The 16,169-nt window shown below is 65.1% G+C and carries 20 protein-coding genes and 1 pseudogene; 13 read left to right on the top strand and 8 right to left on the bottom strand.

The annotated features are described in order from the left end of the window. From HQQ85_RS06790 to HQQ85_RS06765, 6 genes are all read left to right on the top strand, one after another. A complete protein-coding gene (locus HQQ85_RS06790; protein ID WP_173181788.1) occupies positions 1-372 on the top strand; it encodes a UBP-type zinc finger domain-containing protein in 372 nt (123 codons plus the stop codon). 50 nt (positions 373-422) lie between these two features. Next, positions 423-1,895: a class II fumarate hydratase gene (gene fumC / locus HQQ85_RS06785; protein ID WP_173181787.1), complete on the top strand. Its 1,473-nt coding sequence runs from the start codon at positions 423-425 to the stop codon at positions 1,893-1,895. Next, positions 1,895-3,181 (top strand): threonine/serine exporter family protein, encoded by a 1,287-nt coding sequence (locus HQQ85_RS06780; protein WP_173181786.1) that lies wholly within the window; start codon positions 1,895-1,897, stop codon positions 3,179-3,181. Before fumC ends, HQQ85_RS06780 begins: the two co-directional genes overlap by 1 nt. Beyond that, positions 3,178-3,909: a YoaK family protein gene (locus HQQ85_RS06775; RefSeq protein ID WP_173181785.1), complete on the top strand. Its 732-nt coding sequence runs from the start codon at positions 3,178-3,180 to the stop codon at positions 3,907-3,909. The genes HQQ85_RS06780 and HQQ85_RS06775 overlap by 4 nt, the downstream gene beginning before the upstream one ends. A 39-nt stretch (positions 3,910-3,948) precedes the next feature. Then, a complete protein-coding gene (locus HQQ85_RS06770) occupies positions 3,949-4,935 on the top strand; it encodes a GlxA family transcriptional regulator (protein WP_173181784.1) in 987 nt (328 codons plus the stop codon). A 140-nt stretch (positions 4,936-5,075) separates the two neighbouring features. Beyond that, a complete protein-coding gene (locus HQQ85_RS06765; protein ID WP_371741803.1) occupies positions 5,076-5,537 on the top strand; it encodes a hypothetical protein in 462 nt (153 codons plus the stop codon). Here the strand turns inward: HQQ85_RS06765 and HQQ85_RS06760 are convergent. Beyond that, positions 5,441-6,424, bottom strand: coding sequence for a helix-turn-helix transcriptional regulator (locus HQQ85_RS06760; protein ID WP_173181782.1), 984 nt, complete (start codon positions 6,422-6,424; stop codon positions 5,441-5,443). The two genes, HQQ85_RS06765 and HQQ85_RS06760, sit on opposite strands and share 97 nt — an antisense overlap. A gap of 167 nt (positions 6,425-6,591) precedes the next feature. On the opposite strand from HQQ85_RS06760, the gene HQQ85_RS06755 reads away from it, so the two are divergent. The 5 genes from HQQ85_RS06755 (at position 6,592) to HQQ85_RS06735 (ending at position 10,039) form a co-directional block, all read left to right on the top strand. Beyond that, a complete protein-coding gene (locus tag HQQ85_RS06755) occupies positions 6,592-7,122 on the top strand; it encodes a hypothetical protein (RefSeq protein WP_173181781.1) in 531 nt (176 codons plus the stop codon). 269 nt (positions 7,123-7,391) lie between these two features. Then, entirely contained in the window at positions 7,392-8,588 is a 1,197-nt protein-coding gene (locus HQQ85_RS06750) for an MFS transporter (RefSeq protein WP_173181780.1), read from the top strand. Continuing rightward, entirely contained in the window at positions 8,585-9,211 is a 627-nt protein-coding gene (locus tag HQQ85_RS06745; RefSeq protein WP_173181779.1) for an acetate uptake transporter, read from the top strand. The genes HQQ85_RS06750 and HQQ85_RS06745 overlap by 4 nt, the downstream gene beginning before the upstream one ends. A gap of 50 nt (positions 9,212-9,261) precedes the next feature. Next, a complete protein-coding gene (locus HQQ85_RS06740; protein ID WP_173181778.1) occupies positions 9,262-9,825 on the top strand; it encodes a YbhB/YbcL family Raf kinase inhibitor-like protein in 564 nt (187 codons plus the stop codon). A 37-nt stretch (positions 9,826-9,862) separates the two neighbouring features. Continuing rightward, positions 9,863-10,039 carry a hypothetical protein gene (locus HQQ85_RS06735; protein ID WP_173181777.1) on the top strand — a complete coding sequence of 59 codons (177 nt, stop codon included), beginning with the start codon at positions 9,863-9,865 and terminating at the stop codon, positions 10,037-10,039. Between the two features lie 202 nt (positions 10,040-10,241). On the opposite strand, the gene HQQ85_RS06730 is transcribed toward HQQ85_RS06735, so the two are convergent. Then, a complete protein-coding gene (locus HQQ85_RS06730) occupies positions 10,242-10,604 on the bottom strand; it encodes a hypothetical protein (RefSeq protein ID WP_173181776.1) in 363 nt (120 codons plus the stop codon). Positions 10,605-10,715: 111 nt separating this feature from the next. On the opposite strand from HQQ85_RS06730, the gene HQQ85_RS06725 reads away from it, so the two are divergent. Next, entirely contained in the window at positions 10,716-11,120 is a 405-nt protein-coding gene (locus HQQ85_RS06725) for a GNAT family N-acetyltransferase (RefSeq protein ID WP_254069290.1), read from the top strand. A gap of 276 nt (positions 11,121-11,396) precedes the next feature. On the opposite strand, the gene HQQ85_RS06720 is transcribed toward HQQ85_RS06725, so the two are convergent. The 4 genes from HQQ85_RS06720 to HQQ85_RS21305 all read right to left on the bottom strand — a co-directional run bounded on the left by HQQ85_RS06720 (position 11,397) and on the right by HQQ85_RS21305 (position 14,139). After that, the gene (locus HQQ85_RS06720) at positions 11,397-12,140 is read right to left on the bottom strand and encodes a hypothetical protein (protein ID WP_173181775.1); all 744 of its coding nucleotides are present in this window, start codon (positions 12,138-12,140) and stop codon (positions 11,397-11,399) included. Positions 12,141-12,380: 240 nt separating this feature from the next. Next, positions 12,381-13,205, bottom strand: coding sequence for a hypothetical protein (locus tag HQQ85_RS06715; protein WP_173181774.1), 825 nt, complete (start codon positions 13,203-13,205; stop codon positions 12,381-12,383). Beyond that, on the bottom strand, positions 13,202-13,783 hold the full coding sequence (locus HQQ85_RS06710; protein WP_173181773.1) for an RNA polymerase sigma factor: 582 nt from the start codon (positions 13,781-13,783) through the stop codon (positions 13,202-13,204). The genes HQQ85_RS06715 and HQQ85_RS06710 overlap by 4 nt, the downstream gene beginning before the upstream one ends. 224 nt (positions 13,784-14,007) lie before the next feature. Then, complete coding sequence (locus tag HQQ85_RS21305; protein WP_256430663.1) at positions 14,008-14,139, bottom strand: hypothetical protein; 132 nt, start codon at positions 14,137-14,139, stop codon at positions 14,008-14,010. A gap of 144 nt (positions 14,140-14,283) precedes the next feature. Here HQQ85_RS21305 and HQQ85_RS06705 point away from each other — a divergent pair, with 144 nt between their 5' ends. Next, complete coding sequence (locus HQQ85_RS06705; protein ID WP_173181772.1) at positions 14,284-14,754, top strand: GNAT family N-acetyltransferase; 471 nt, start codon at positions 14,284-14,286, stop codon at positions 14,752-14,754. 19 nt (positions 14,755-14,773) lie between these two features. Here HQQ85_RS06705 and HQQ85_RS06700 read toward each other — a convergent pair whose 3' ends face one another. Continuing rightward, the gene (locus tag HQQ85_RS06700; RefSeq protein ID WP_173181771.1) at positions 14,774-15,754 is read right to left on the bottom strand and encodes an alpha/beta hydrolase; all 981 of its coding nucleotides are present in this window, start codon (positions 15,752-15,754) and stop codon (positions 14,774-14,776) included. Continuing rightward, positions 15,747-16,169, bottom strand: a pseudogene (locus HQQ85_RS06695) (MFS transporter); the annotation flags it as partial. The pseudogene HQQ85_RS06695 and the gene HQQ85_RS06700, both read right to left, overlap by 8 nt.

Here is a 16,169-nt window from a genome sequence, read left to right as displayed (position 1 = left end):
ATGAACGATCAGTCCCAGCCGGCCATCGATCCCCACGCGCCACCGACCGGCCCTGGGTGCGTGGAATGTGACCTGCAGAGCAGCTGGTGGGTGCACCTACGCCGGTGCGCGATATGTGGCCACATCGGCTGCTGCGATGACTCCCTGAATCAGCACGCCACCAAGCACGCGGCCGAGACCGGGCACCCCGTGATTCAGAGTTTCGAACCGGGCGAGGAGTGGTTCTGGGACTACCGGACCAACGACTACACAGACGGTCCCCGCCTGGCACCACCCGAGAGCCACCCCCACACCCAGCCCGTTCCGGGACCGGCAGATCGTCTGCCCCGGAACTGGAGAGCACTCCTCGAAGAGCGCGAAGGCCTTACCTGACCAACCGACACACCACTACAGACACACCACTACAGAGAGAGGTTCCAACCATGAGCACCACCATCGATCAGAACGCCCCCGCCACGCCCGTCTACACCGACGTCCCGGTCGGGATCGACGCGACGGGGCAGCGCACCGAGTTCGACAGCATGGGCACCGTCGACGTCCCCGCCGACCGCTACTGGGGTGCGCAGACTCAGCGGTCGCTGCAGCACTTCTCGATCGGCAACGACCACATGCCCATCGAGGTGTACCGCGCCTATGGGGTCGTGAAGAAGGCCGCCGCCCTGGTCAACCAGGAGGCTGGACGGCTGCCGGACTGGAAGGCGAAGGTGATCGTGCAGGCTGCCGACGAGACCATCGCCGGGAAGCTCGATCAGGAGTTCCCGCTGTACGTGTGGCAGACCGGGTCGGGCACGCAGAGCAACATGAACATCAACGAGGTGCTCTCCAACCGGGCCATCCAGTTGCTCGGCGGCACCCTAGGTTCTCAGGTGCCGGTGGGCCCGAACGACGACGTGAACATGGCGCAGTCGAGCAACGACTCGTTCCCGACCGCGATGCACATTGCCGCGATCACCGAGATCGACGAGCGCCTGCTCCCGAAGCTGCGCGAACTGCACGCCGAGATCGACGCGAAGGCGAAGAAGTGGATGGGCGTCGTGAAGATCGGCCGCACCCACCTCGAGGACGCCGTGCCGCTCACGGTGGGCCAGGAGTGGTCGGGCTATGCGGCGATGCTCGAGGGCGTCATCCGTGAGGTAGAGCACTCCCGCGAGGGGCTGCTGCAGCTCGCGCTCGGTGGCACCGCCGTCGGCACGGGCCTGAATGCTCCCGCGGGGTTCTCAGAGAAGGTCGCGGCGAAGATCGCGGAGCTGACGGGCAAGAAATACGTCACCGCGCCGAACAAGTTCGAGGCGCAGGGCTCGCTCGATGCCATCGTCCGCGCCCACGCCGCCCTCCGCGGTGTCGCGGTGTCGTTGATGAAGATCGCCAACGACATGCGGTGGCTCGCCTCGGGCCCCCGCACCGGGTTCGCCGAACTCGTGCTGCCCTCCAACGAGCCGGGCTCTTCGATCATGCCGGGCAAGGTGAACCCGACCCAGTGCGAGGCGATCGTGATGATCTCCATCAAGGTGCTGGGCGATGACTCGGCGGTGGCGTTCGCGGGCTCGCAGGGCAACTTCGAGCTCAACGCGATGCGGCCGATCATCATCAACAACTTCCTGCACTCGGCCCGCATTCTGGGCGACGGTGTGGAGAAGTTCCTCACCTACTCGGTGAAGGGCACCGAGCTGAACGAGAGGAAGATCGCCTCTTACGTGGGCGAGAGCCTGATGCTCGTCACCGCGCTCAGCCCCGTCATCGGCTACCAGAACGCCGCCCACATCGCCGAGAGCGCCCTTGCCAACGACCAGACCCTCCGCGAGGCGGCGCTGGCCTCGGGCAAGGTCACCGCGGAGCAGTTCGACAAGATCGTCGTCCCCGCGTCCCTCGTCGGGAACGGCGTCGGCGGCGCCTGATGATCAAGAAGACTGTTCGGGCTGCGGCCCCGGCGACGAGCGGATCCGATCAGGATCTCGTCGCCGGGGCGGCAGCCCTGCTGCAGGCCTCCGGAGAATCCACCTCGGTGACTCTCGCCGCCGTGGAACGGATGAACCGGGGCCTCGGGACCGACTTCGCCTTGGTCCCTGGATGGACAGCGGTGACCGTCACCGACCAGTCCGCACAGAACGCGCTGCCGGCCAGGATCGTGCAGGCAGCGCCGACCGGGATCTCGATGCGGGCCGTCGCCGTGTTGATGCGCACCATCGACCAGCTCGGCGACAAGGCGGCGGGCCGGGCCGACCTGGTCACAACGCTCGGCCGCGCCCACGCAGTGCGGCCCGCGAACTTCTGTATCTTCCTGATCGCCTGCGCAACCGGGGCCGGCTCCCTGGCGATCATCTTCGGCGCTCAGGATGCCACGGCGGTGCTCCTCGCCGCCGGCAGCGCCGCGCTTGGCGGTGCGATCAGGCGTTTGCTCGGTCGGGCGCACATCGGCCCGATCGGACAGGTGTTCGCCGCCGCGTTCCTCGCCGGCATCATCGGCGGGCTCGCGGTGCAGGCCGATCTCAGCTCCTCGCTGCGGCTGATCGCTGTGTGCCCGGCGATGATCCTGGTGCCCGGCCCGCACATCCTGAACGGTGCCCTCGACCTGCTGGCCCTGCGCATCCCGCTCGGCTTCGCCCGACTCGGGTACGCCGCACTCCTGCTGCTGTCGATCGGCACGGGGCTTGCGATCGCGTTGGCGCTCTTCGGCACCGACCTGCCGACCGACCCGGCCGGGCGCACCGTTCCGTTCTGGCTCGACGTCGTCGCTGCCGCGGTCGCCGCAGCGTCGTACCCGGTGTATTTTTCGATGCCGTACCGGCTTATCGTCTGGCCGGTGATCATCGGGGCTGTCGCACACGGGTTGCGGTGGTGGGCGATGAGCGTCTGGGACATGAACATCGTGGTGGGCGCGTTCCTCGCCTGCCTGCTCGTCGGAATCGTGCTCGCCCCGGTCGCGCACCGACTGCACATCCCCTTCGCCGGCATCGGATTCGCCGCCGTTGTGTCGCTCGTGCCGGGGGTGTTCGTCTTCCGGGCGATCGACGCCCTCGACAGCCTCCCGTTCGGTGGGGCCGACCCGCAGCTGCTCGGCGGCATCTCAGACGGCACCACCGCGGTGCTCATCACCATGGCGATGGCCGTCGGCCTCGCCGTGCCGATGCACCTTTACGGGCAGTTCCAGCAGGGACGGTCGCGGCGGGGGGTGCGCGCATGAACCGGGCGATCTTCATCCCGACCGCGCTCAGTCTCATCGCCGGCGTCACCGACGTCACCAGCTGGCTGCTGCTCGGCGGCTTCTTCTCCGCCCACGTCACCGGCAATCTCGTCGTGGTCGCCGCCGACGTCGTCACCGGCACCCCACCCGACATCGTCGCGCTGCTGGCAATCCCGGTGTTCATCCTCACCACGGCAATCGCGACCACCGTCGCCCGGCGCATCGGATCGAACGCACCCCGCGTGACCACGGTGCTGTTCGGGGCGCAAGCTGTGTTCCTCGTGGCCGCCGGCGTGCTCTCGTTCACCACCCACGCGTCGGCACATCCGAAGGACGGGATGGCCGTCGTTATCGGCATCTGCGCGGTGTGTGCGATGGCGTTCCAGAACGCCTACCTGCACATCGTGCCGCCCCGGGCACTGTCGACCGCGGTGATGACCGGCAACCTCGTCGCCGCGACCGTCGCAGCGACCGACATTCTTCGCACGCGCGGCGAAGCGCCCGATGCGCGTGCAAAGTGGACGGCGAGCTGGCCGCTTTTGGCCGGTTTCATCGGCGGCTGCCTCATCGGCGCCGGCGGGGCCACACTCTTCAGTGACCACGCCGCGATCATCCCCGCCGTGCTCGCGGTCGCTCTCCTGATCACCGTGCTCGTGCACCAGACAGGCGCAAGACCCGCGCCTGACGCGCCCTCACGCCTCGACGGTGACCACTCCCGCACGGTCTAATGGAAGCCACTCCCACTCACAACCGGATCTGAGGGCGGCATGACCGACTACGGCGACACCATCAACCGGCCCCGTGTCGGCATCCTCGTGTTCGATGGCGTCAAGCTGCTGGACTTCGTCGGCCCCGCCGAGGTCTTCCACGAGGCCTCACAACGGTCACCCGGCTACGAGATCGTCTTGATCTCCGTCGGCGGGGGAGAGGTGACGTCATCGATGGGAGTGAAGGTGGGCGTCCACTCCTCCGTCGAGGATGCCGGGCAGCTCGACACCTTGGTCATTCCCGGCTCAGAGCAGGCCCCTGGAGTCTTCACAACCGAGGTCATCGACGCCGTTCGCATGCTTGCCGCGCGATCGAGGCGGGTTGCCTCGATCTGCACGGGTGCCTTCGCCGTCGCGGCGGCGGGGCTGCTGGAGGGAAGGTCGACGACGACGCACTGGAAATTCGCTTCCACTCTGGAGCGCACCTTCCCCTCGGTCACCGTGTCGCGGGATGCGATCTTCGTTCAGAACGGCCGCTTCCACAGTTCCGCAGGAGTGGCGGCCGGCATTGACCTCGCGCTGGCATTGCTCGAGCAGGACTACGGGGCGGACGTCGCCCGCAACATCGCCCAACTGCTTCTGGTCTACATGAAGCGCTCGGGCACCCAGTCGCAGTTCTCCGTGTCGTTGAAGGGGCCTCCCGCACGATCGCCGATCGCACAGTACGTCACGGACTTCATCCATGAAGACCCGACGCGGTCGCGCTCTGTTCAGGACATCGCTCGGCACGCCAAGCTCAGCCCCCGTCACCTCACTCGCATCATGCGTGAGGAACTCGACACCACCCCGCTCGAGTACGTAAACGCCATCCGACTCGACTTCGCAGTCAGCCGTCTCGAGTCCGGGGCGTCCGTCAACGAAGCCGCGACCACCGCGGGGTATCGGTCGTCGGTCTCTCTGCGGCGAGCCTTCGTCTCCCGATTCGGGATCACCCCGTCGGAGTACCAGAAGCGTTTCCAAACGAGCCGATCCGACGAGGTCGCGTAGCCGCCGCAGGGGAGGAGTGAGGGGGCTAGTCAGACCGTCTGCCGTACTCATAGCGTTGAGGAATGAGTGATCGAAGTCACGCGCGCGACGACGCGGCAACGTGGGAGCAGCTCCTCGACGCCTGGCGCCCCCTCCCCGCAGTGATCATTGATCGGCGGCTGAACGTGCTCGCCGCGACCGACGTCGCTCAGAGCCTCTCGGGTGCGTTCCAGATCGGTGCGAACCTGGCGCGCTTCACGTTCCTCACGCCGGAAGGCCAGCCCTCGCATCCCCGCTGGAAGGAGGCAGCATCGGCGACAGTGGGCCTTCTCCGATCGTTCGTCGACGAGCACGACGAGGATCGGGCCTCCCAGCACATCTTGGGTGAACTCGCCACGGCATCACGCGACTTCTCCGAGATCTGGGCTGATCCCGAAACACGCACCCCGATGACGGGCACGATCGCGTTCGAGGGCACCCCAGTTGGAACAGTGACCTGCACCTACAGCGTGCTGGGAGTATCAGGTCACGACGACTGCGCGGTCCTGGTTTTCACGCCGTCGGATGCCACCGAGCGTGCAGCAGTGGACCTTCTGGCCGCGAGCTCGTCGCTGTCCAGCTGATCCGTTTGGTCGCGCAGCTCTTCGACCTGAGCGTCCTCCTGCAGCCGGGAAGTGAGGTAAGCGAGCGCGTCAGCTCCCCGCGAGCCGGCCTCGGCGAAGAACAGGGTTACGAAGAGGTTGGCGGCGCCAGGCACGTTCAGCGTCTGCCAGCTGAGCTCCACCCAGCCGAAGGTCTCCACCTCGAGCAGGCTTTTTCCGTTGAGTTGCGGCTTCGCTTCGTGCAGCGCCCAGATTCGACGGAACGCGGGGTGACGCTCGGAGAGAAGACCGACGACTTCACGGAACTTAGGGTCGGCGGGGTCGCCGTTGAAACGGAGCGCAGCTGTGATGTTCCGCAGTGCCCCCTCCCAGCCGGCCTCCTCGATCGCGCGGTGTTCGTAATCAGCGGGCTGAGCGCAGAAGACCGCGTAATCGTCGTAAGAGGCCACCAGATGGTTGATCCCCGGGATCAAAATGGTGGAGGAGAGCGCGTTGGCCAGTGGGTTCACGGCCAGCACATTCTGGTTGGCGTCGCAGACATAGGCCGGCATGTGCGCCCACTGCTTAAGCAGCTCGGCGACGGCCTCGTTAACCTGCTCCTCGGAGGCGAGACGAACGAACGGTCGAGGCTGAGCGAGTTTCATCAGGTACTGCCGGCTCTCCCCGTCAAGCAGGAGCGCCCGAGCGAGACCCACCACGACCTGGTCCGAGGGTCGGCTGTCCTTTCCTTGCTCGAGTCGCAGGTAGTAGTCGAGACTGACGCCGGCCAAATCCGCGACCTCTTCTCGTCGAAGTCCAGGAACCCGGCGGCCAGGCATCCGCATGATGCCGACATCCTCCGGCTGCACCTTCTCCCGTCGCGTGCGCAGGAAGTCGCCCAGTGTGTTCTCAGGCCCGATCGAACGCATGCGACTCTCCTCCAGAAGGCACGAATATAGGATTTATTGTCTCCCACGGGGATGAGCAAGGCGGGGCTGGATTCGGCCATCTGTGCTCACCTTTGAGACATCAGCGGTCGTGAGGGTGACCCCCGTATGACCACCCTGTGAAGACTCAACATCCGTAGCGTTAGGACATGCGCAACGATGACTCACCAGACGTTGTGCCGCCTGAAGCGCTGCAGATGATCGGCGCGTGGACGACGGTCCCGGCATTCATTCGAGACCGCCACCTCAATATCGTCGCCTCTAACCACCTCGCTAAGGAGCTCTCCCCGATCTTCACCGAGGGTGTGAACCTCGCCCGAATCGTCTTTACCCCGGGAGAGCTTCCCCTCGGAGTGGAGATCGATCCTCAGCAGATCGCGGACAAACTGAAAGAATCCCTGGCTCGATACGAATCGGACGCCGAGTTCGAGACCATCGTGGATGAGCTTTCCTCCGTGAGCTCCGCTTTCGTCGAAGCATGGGGTGACGCGTCTGAGACAGTGGAACCCCTCCCGTTCCAGATTCGCCACGAGCGCGTCGGGCCGCTTTCCCTCACCTACCAGGCGATGACAATGCCGGTCCGGTCGGATCTGTCTCTCGCCGTGCTGCGCGGTACTGATGACAGCTCTCGAGCGGCGCTCAAACGACTCGCAGACATCATCAGCACTCCCCAAATCTAAGGAAATCGCGTCGACCAGGTGAGGTCGACCACCAAAGCAGGGGATGTGTGCATATCTGCCGTCCTTCTACTGTCGCTCTGACCAGCGCTGACCCTCCTGGGTCGTCACGTTGCCGCCCGAGCAAAGGACGAATCCGCATGCCCCACCTCACCGATCCCGGCGAGGACTCCACCGCGTCATCACCGCATCGCGCCGACACGACTAGCCGCCGCCCGCACCGTCGGCGCGGCCGCCACTCCGACACGTACGGACTGACGGCGATGACGATCGTGCTGTTCCTGTTCTTCGCCGCAGCGGCAGCGCCATCCCCTCTGCTTCCGCTTCTCCTGAACGAGTGGGGGTTCGAGCCCTGGCTCCTTACGTTCGCGTTCGCGGTCTATGCCCTCGCGATCTTGGTGGCACTGCTGATCGTCGGGCGCCTCTCGGACCACATCGGGCGGCGCCCCGTAATCCTGGCCGCCACCGCGATCGAGCTCGCATCGATGATCATCTTCCTCATCTCGGAGAACATCTGGGTGTTCATCATCGCCCGCACGCTTCAGGGTTTCGCGACGGGGGCAGCGACCGGGGCGATATCCGCCGCCATCGCCGACTTCGCGGGCGAGCGCCGCGCACGACTGACCGCAACCCTCGGCAGCGTCGGGCCCCTCGCAGGCCTCGCCACGGGGGCGATCTTCGCCGGGGCCGTCGCCGAGTTCCAAACCGACCCAAAGCCGGTCATCTTCGCCATACTCGCCGTCCTATTCGCACTCGGCCTGGCCGGCATCGCCGCGGTCCGCGAGTCGTCGTCGAAGCGGCCGGGCGCGGCGCGGAGTCTGGTACCTCGAGTCGCTGTCCCGCCGGCGGCCAGGCGGTCGTTCGCGAAGGCTATCCCGATCGCGGTCGCCGTATGGATGGCGGGAGGGTTCTACCTCTCGGTCGTTGGCGAGACCGCCCGCGACCTCCTCGAAATCAGTGATGAGTTCGCCACCAGCCTCCTCATCGCCGGGCTCTCCGCGACCGGGGCGATCACCGTCGTCATCAGCCAGCGACTTCGTGCGCGCACCGGAGCCACCATCGGAGTGCTTCTGATCGCCCTCGGCCTGCTCAGCGACATCCTTGCGATCCACACCGGCTCCGTCCCCCTTCTCATCGTCGGGACCGTCGTCAGTGGCGCGGGCTTCGGCATGGCCTTCGCAGGGGCCGTCGGCCTCGTCATCCCGCACGCCCGCGCCCATGAGCGAGGCGAGTTGTTCTCCGCGATCTACGTCGTCAATTACCTCGCCTTCGGAGTGCCCGCGATCGCCGCAGGCCTCCTGATCGCGCCCCTCGGACTCTCCGCCGCCGTCCTCCTGTACGCAGCCCTCGCCGTGGCCGTCGCCGTCATCGGCGTCGCCGTCCAGGCCCTCCCCAGCCGAGAGACCCGCCGCACCCCGCGGCACAAGCCCGCCCCCGCCATCAGCCCCGAAAAGAGACCCGAACCATGACCGACACCACCCCAGCCACAACGACCCGCCCCCTGCCAGCAGCAGCCAGCCACCACCCGGTCATCCGCGGTATCGCCGACCCGGCCGCTCTCGGCCTCGGCGCGTTCGGCATGTCGACCGCCCTGCTCAGCTTCGGCAACGCCGGCATCGTCCCCACCGCCGCTACGGCCGTGCTCGGCCTGGGCCTGTTCTACGGCGGCATCGCGCAGCTGATTGCCGGCATCTGGGAGTTCGTGCAGGCCAACACCTTCGGCGCCCTCGCGTTCGTCTCCTACGGGGCGTTCTGGCTCGCCTACTGGTGGACCATCACCAACCCCGAGATCCTCAAGGAAGCCGGGGGAGCGGGGATGGGCACATTCCTCATGCTCTGGGCCGTCTTCACGACCTTCATGATCGTGCCCTGCATCCGCATCTCGAACCTGCTCACCGCACTGTTCACCGCGGCCGCCGTCACCTTCATCCTGCTCGCGATCGCCGAATACACCTCCTCCGAGATCCTCACCCGGATCGCCGGGTACACCGGCCTCATCGTCGGCGTGCTCGGCCTCTACGGGTGCTTCGCCTCCGTCGTGAACGCCACCTGGCGCCGCTCGATCATCCCCCTCGGCAGCCGCGACGCCTGATCCCCCGCCCCCTGACCCCGACCGATCACCCCGAAACGAAAGGCACTGCCGTGACCAACGACCCCAACTGGAAGCTCCCGAGCGTTCCGGCCTTCAGCCTCACCAGCCCCGACTTCACCAACGGCGGCGAACTGCCCCTCTGGGTGCGCGGCGCAGCCGCCGGCGGCGAGGACCGTTCCCCGGAGCTCCACTGGGAAGGCGCCCCCGCCGGTACCCGAAGCTACGTTCTCACCGTCTTCGACCCCGACGCCCCAAGCGGCTCCGGCTTCTGGCACTGGACCCTCATCGACATCCCGGGGGACGTCACTTCGCTTCCCGCAGGCGCCGGCACCGACGACGCACTTCTGCCCGCCGGCTCGGCCCGCCGCCGCAACGAGTACGGCACCGACGTCTTCATTGGTGCTGCCCCGCCCGCCGGTACTGGTCCCCACCGCTACACCTACACCCTCAGCGCTCTCGACGTGCCCACCCTCGAGGTCACGACAGACGTGACTCCCGCGATCGTCGGCCTCCGCCTGCGCCCGCACATCATCGGCCGCGCCCAGCTCATCGGTCTCACCCAGACCGGTACCGACGGAGCACCCGAACCGATTGCCGCGCCGCCGACTTCGTAGTCGCGCGGCTGCCCTTTCGTCTACGAGGAGAAAATTCATGGGGGACCAGGAACGCCTCGAAGCGTTACTGCAAGCAAAGTACGGCGGAAACGTCGTGAGCTTCGTGCACTACCCGGGCCTGCGGCAGGTCGCCGTTCGGTTCATCGACGGCGTACGACGGCTTCACGATCAGGATGGCGAACCCATCGGACGAGACCTCTCTGCAGCGCTCTGAGCGCTAACGCGAGCCGCAATCTTTCGTCAAGGGCATGGTCTGGTTGCAGACGGTGGAGGGTGCTCGATTATGGGCTGCTCATACTCCGATGTCTACGAGGATTTCGTCCTCGAGCTAGGTCTCGAATACGGGCCTCCGGCGGGCCACGAAAACTGAGGGGTGCGTCTCAATAGGGGATCGGCTAGCGAGACGGATAGGTTTGCTACTCGTCGATGGTGGGGATCGTGAGAAGCCTCCCGAAGTCCCCTTTGAAGATGTCGAGTTCGTAGAGGTCTTCAAGTTGATCCAGGTTGAGAGTTGCCGACACCGGGACGCCGTCCGAATCTGCGAAGCGGTACTCGGCGATCTGCCGTCCGAATCCGCGGAGCGGTTGGGGTTGTTCGAACCGAAGGCTACCTTGACCGCCGTCGTCCATCTCTCGAACCCTGGCACCGTCGAGCGACGCGAGCAGTGCGGCGTTTCCAGTCGACGCCAGTCCCAAGAGGTGAGCAACGAGCTTTGCCTCGAGGTCGGAAAGCAACCGCGGCTCATCATGCACAGCTTCGTCTGATGCTTCGAACCTCATGATCGCCAGAGTAGTGCCCGTTAGACGGTCGGGCAGCGGGCACCGAGTTTGCTTGGGGTTGCGAGGCCAGCCTGCTCGGGATTGGGCCTTGTCGCTGGGTAGTGTTCCCGCATGGAACTCATGGAGCTCGAGACGGCGCGGTTAACCCTTCGGGCGCCGACCATTGCCGATGTTGATCACATCGCCCGCATCTGCCATGACGATGAGATTTCGAGATTCACGACAGTGCCTTATCCCTACCGGCGCGAAGACGCTGCCGATTTCGTACATGGCGTGATCCCCGCCGGATGGGCAAGTGGACAAGCCCTGTCGTGGGGCATCTATCCGAAACCGGAATCGCATCTGGCGGGTGTGGTGTCGCTTTCGGCGATTAGCGACGGGGTCGCGGAATTGGGGTATTGGATCGACCCGCACTTACGAGGCCGCGGGTTGATGACGGAAGCTGTCGCGCGCGTGGTGGAGTACGGCCTGTCTAAGGCACCTGAAGGCCTTGGTTTGCGCCGGATCGGTTGGTAAGCCGTCTCAGGCAACGCTGCTTCAGCGCGAGTAGCAATGAAAGCCGGTTTTCGCTGGGAGGGCCGGCGCCGCGGCGCAGCGCTACGTCACGGCATCACGTATGACCTGGACTTAGCAGGAGTGTTGCAAACCGACGATCGCGGCGAACCTCAGACATGGCCGCAACGGCTACTCGACAATTAGCGGGGTCGCCTCGATCGCTGCCCGTGGGCCCATCTGCTTACGTGCAGCAGGGGGATAGATAGCGCCGTAGAAGAGCCACCGACCTCTCTTCACCTACTCGGCGTCTGATTGCGACTGAAGCTGCTCTTCCTGGGTATCCGTTCCCACAATCAGATAGCTTCCGAGCACGGTGTCTCCATCGAGCGTGTAGACGGATACCGTCTGGTCGGCGCTGGAGCTCGCGGCCGCCCTAGCTTGTGCTGCGGTACCCGCGCTTTCGAGGGCGAGTTCACCGTTCGCAGCACGAAGTTCTGAACGGAGGACGTATCCACGTTCTCCGTTCGTGCCCGTTGCGGTGATGAGGTCAGGCTCGTCGTTGGGGCTCGTAGCCAACGCGGCATTTCCGTAGGTCAGGCCGTCAGCATTCACCGGCCAGTCAGTGGGATTGGCCGGCTCACCCCCCACCGGTTCTGCCTCACCGCTGACGATTCCTTCGAGCCCGGCTGAACGCGCGACGGGAGCTTCGTATCCGCTCACGGTGGTGAGGGTGTAGTTCCACACGCCAGTTGAGGTGTTGTAGCCATACGCAGTGCCTTGGGAGTAGAACGAGCGACCACCAACGTCACAGGACTGGCCCACCGCCGAGTTCGGATAGGTGCTGAAAGTCGGACCGCCTTCGCAGACAAACCCCCACTCGTCATAGGCGCGGCCCTTGCTAGCGGCGTACTGGTTCGGCGTCGGCCCAGAGGCAAAGCCGGTCACCGTGAAGGCTGCCCCGTGGTAGTGCGCCCAGGCGTTCGCATGTGCCTGAGTGACGTAGTTGTTTCCAGTCACCGTGAAGCCCTTGATGGTTGACACCGTTGCACTCGCCGAGCCAGAACCGGTGAAGGTGAGGCCTACCACTGCCGCCCCAGCGACCACAGCAGAACCGATTTTCGTCTTTGCTTTGAACAAGGAATTTCCCCCAGATTCCGGTTCAACCGCGTGTTGAACCTGGCCAGAATCTATCGACCCCGAGTACATCTCTACAACTGTAGAATAATTCGGCTCGTTCTGCTAAGCACGGGCAAAGGGACAGTTCGCTCGGCTGGTTGGAGGTCATTCGTTCGATGGGGTGAAGCCGAGGTCAAACCCTTGATCTGATTGCTCCTGTGTGAGGCGTTCCTGGGTGTCGTAGCCGGCAATGAGGTATTGGCCGATGACGGTCTTCCCGTCCGCCTCGTACACGGGAACGTATCGGTCAGGGCGGCCATCCCCGGAAGCAAGGTGCTTCTGGACGTCTTCGAGGGAGGACTTCGTGGGATCGATCGTCGCGGCGTTTACTTCGGAGATTCGAACGTAGCCAGACTGTCCGTTGGTTGCCGTCGCGGCAGCGAGCTCTGCCATCTTGTTCTGCTTCTGTGCCCCGTACGTCTCGCCGGCCTGATTGGTGCCCCACTCGGTTTGCACTTCTCTGCTGAACGTTGCGCTGAGCTCGACCTTGAGCCCCGGCTCGAGGTCGAGCTTGATGGTTGATTGCTGCCATAGGGAGAGTTCGACTGCGCCGTGCTTCGTGGAGCCCAGGTCATCCGACGAACAAGCGATTCCGCCGTAGTTTTCGACCCAGAATGTGCCCTCGGAAAGGCACACTGCGTCAAAGCTGATGCTGTTTGCATCTGCGGGCGGTGCTCCGAGAGTCAACTCTCCAGACTTCGAGAACGTTTCCGACATGGAGTTACTGACAGGGGCGTAGACGGGTGTTCCTGGGGGCGCCGTGAGAGATGCGGTTGCAACGCCGGCACCAGAGATGGCGATCAGGCTCATCAAACCCGCGCCCGCCCAGACGATCTTTCTGCGCGGTCGCTTCGCGCGCTTGCTCACGTGCGCAACCAGGGTCTCCCGAAACTCGGAAGCGAAGAGCGTGTCCATGTTGATGTCATTCATGAGGGTTCTCCTTGGGGAGCGGAAGCGGTGGGGGATGAGAGGCGATCTCGCAGACGCCCCTTCATTCGGGACAGCCGTGTCTTGGCTGACCCTGGCGAGATGTTCAGTACCTGAGCTGCGTCGAGGATCGTGTATCCCTCCAAGATGACTAAGGACGCCAAGTGTCGATCGACCTCGTTGAGGTTCCGCATTGCGTCCTCGAGTTCCTGACCGAATGGCGCGAGCCGAGCTAGGGCTTCCTCGTCCACAGCGGGTACAGGATCAGTGCGCGGTATTCGGTCCAGAAGCTTGCGGTACCGAGATGTGGACCGCTTTGCGTTCGAGGCAACGTTGGACACGGTCACGAGCAACCAGGGCAACACGGAGCCGTCCACAACCCGCACCGAGCGTTGACTTCGCCAAAGCTCAAGGAATGACGTGCCGGCCACGTCTTCGGCTTCGTGCCAGTCAAGAAGGATTCGGTAGGCGTGGCGGAAAACACGATCCTTATGCAGATCGAAGATCGCTCCGAACGCTGCTGCGTCACCTTCACGCGCTCGGCGCCAAAGCTCCACCTCGTCCGAATGGTTTTCATTCATAACCTGTATTGTCCGGACTCGCACCGAAGGTTACATGGTGCTCAAACAAATACTCTGCCCACTTGCCCGTGGTGAGCTAGCTCGTCGAATCACGGCTCTAACTGCAGTTCCGACAGACGGTCCACCGTCGTGCACAAATAGCGATCGCCTACCGGGCGCGTCAGAGGCGCTCGAAAGTTAGCCTCCCTGGTAATCATCGACTGTCGAAGTTACCCTTTTCAGAATCAGATGGAGGGAACGAGCTCATGGGAATAGTCATCGCAGCTGTAGCCGCAGGTTCGGTTGGTCTCGCTGCGGCGTTCGTCGGTATTGTCACCCTCCTGCGCCAGAAAAATGCGGTCGGTCGGCGTGCCCACCACTTCTCCGCCTCGGACCCTGACTTCGCTGGCGAGCTTCGTCAGCTGCAGGCACAGATCGACTCCGGGCGGATCGGATATCGCTTCTAGCTCATGTGCGCCAGAAGATAGCGGTGAGCGATCGGGTTAAGGCACGGGGGAGAAATGGAACCCACGATCCGCAGTGCGAGAGCAGCGGACGCGGAGCAGCTCGCTCTCTTGAGCCTTCACGTGTGGGACGAGGCCTACCGTGACGTCTTAGACCCCGTGGTCTTGCGTCGGCGGCACGAAGAGCCTGCATCATCTCGTAAACAACGTTGGGCTGCTCGGCTCGCAACTGATCACATGTTGGTTGCTCTTCAGGACCTCGAAGTTGTTGGCTTTGCGCGAACGTCAGCAGCCGGCTCCGGAGCGCGGCAGGAGTTGCTCGGGCTATACACCCGGGCGCCCTATTGGCGCTCAGGACTGGGAAGCCGCCTGCTGGTGCGGTGCCTGAACACGCAAGCAGCTCACCTTTGGCTCTTTGACGGTAACGAGCGGGCCCTGCGCTTCTACGAGCGCCACGGCTTCTCGCTCGATGGCGCGCGACGATCCGATCCTCCATTCGGCATGGAACTTCACATGATCCGGAACTGACTGCCCGCTGAAGGATCCCTCAGCGGGCACCTGAATCGAGAAGTCGCCGGGTCCAGCCCGCCAGCGCTGCGGTTGCGCTCACAGAGATGGTGGCGGTCGGCATCATGCTCGTGAAGCCGTGGAATGCTCCGGGCCACACATGCAGTTCCGCGTCACCACCGGCAGCCCACAAACCGGTGGCGTAGGCGACGGTCTCGTCGCGGAAGACCTCGGCGCTGCCGCAGTCGATGTAGGTGCGCGGGAGTCCGGAGAGGTTGGTCGCTCGCGCCGGTGCGGCGTAGACGGAGACGTCCTCGCCGGCTCGGCGGGCTCCGAGGTAGGCGTCCCAGCCGAAGCGGGTCATCCGTCGATCCGCGACTCCGATGCCGTCGATCTGCTTCGTCGAGACGGTGGAGTCGCGGTCGTCGAGCATGGGCGAGACCAGGATCTGCGCCAGGAGCGTCGGCCCCTTCCGGTCGCGAGCGAGCAGCGCGGTGCCGGCGGCGAGCCCGGCGCCGGCGCTCTGCCCGGCGATCACGATGCGCTCGGGGTCGATGCCGAGCTCGCGGGCGTGGGCGTGCACCCAGACGAGTCCGGCGTAGCAGTCCTCGACCGGGTAGGGGTCGGGGTACTCGGGGGCGAGTCGGTAGTCGACACTGATGAGCACGACGTCGTGGTCGTTCAGCAGCCAGTCGTCGTACGAGTCGAGGTTGCCGAGGTGGTGGCCGAACATCATCCCGCCGCCGTGGATCGTGTACACCGCGCTCGTGGCTCCGGTTCGCCCGTCCCGCTGGATGACCGCGAGGGTGATCGGATGCCCGAGGTGGCCGGGCACCGTGAGTGTTCGCCGCTCGTACCCGCGAAGCCGCAGCCGCTCGTCGAGCGCTTCCTCGGTGATGCCGAGTTCGCGCATCCGGGGCAGCATCTCGGTGGTCAGGGTGAACGGCCCGCGTGCCTCGAGGGCGGTGAGGAATGTGGCCAGTTCGGGGTCGAACGGAGGGCGGGGCATGAGGTCAGACATGGGAGGACTCCTGGGTGGTGGGCTGGGCGGGGGTGCGGCGCGAACGGTGGATGCCGATGCCGACGAGGGCGGCCGCGAGGGCGGTGATGGTCAGACCCGCGACGAGGATGGCCTGCTGGAATGACGCGAGCTGATCCGACGTGAAGGTCGTCGCCGCGATGCTGCCGCCGACTAGAGCGGCGAGGATCGTGCCGGTCGCGGCGATCCCGACGGCGGTCGCGATCTCGCTCGCCGTGTCGACCAGGGCCGCCCCGATGGAGGTGCGGTCCCCGGGGAGACCCCGGAGCACGTTGTTGCCGGCGACGACGCCGACCACCCGCATCCCGGCGGCGACGAGCACGAGGGCGACCAGCACCCAGGGGTAGCCGAATCGGCCGAGGAGCGCGAACACGGCGAGACCGGTGACCACGGCGGC

Origin of the sequence: Herbiconiux sp. VKM Ac-2851, assembly GCF_013205105.1 — a bacterium.
Lineage (GTDB): Bacteria > Actinomycetota > Actinomycetes > Actinomycetales > Microbacteriaceae > Herbiconiux > Herbiconiux flava.
Note: the sequence above shows the minus strand (reverse complement) of the source record. Positions and strands in the feature narration are given on the sequence as shown.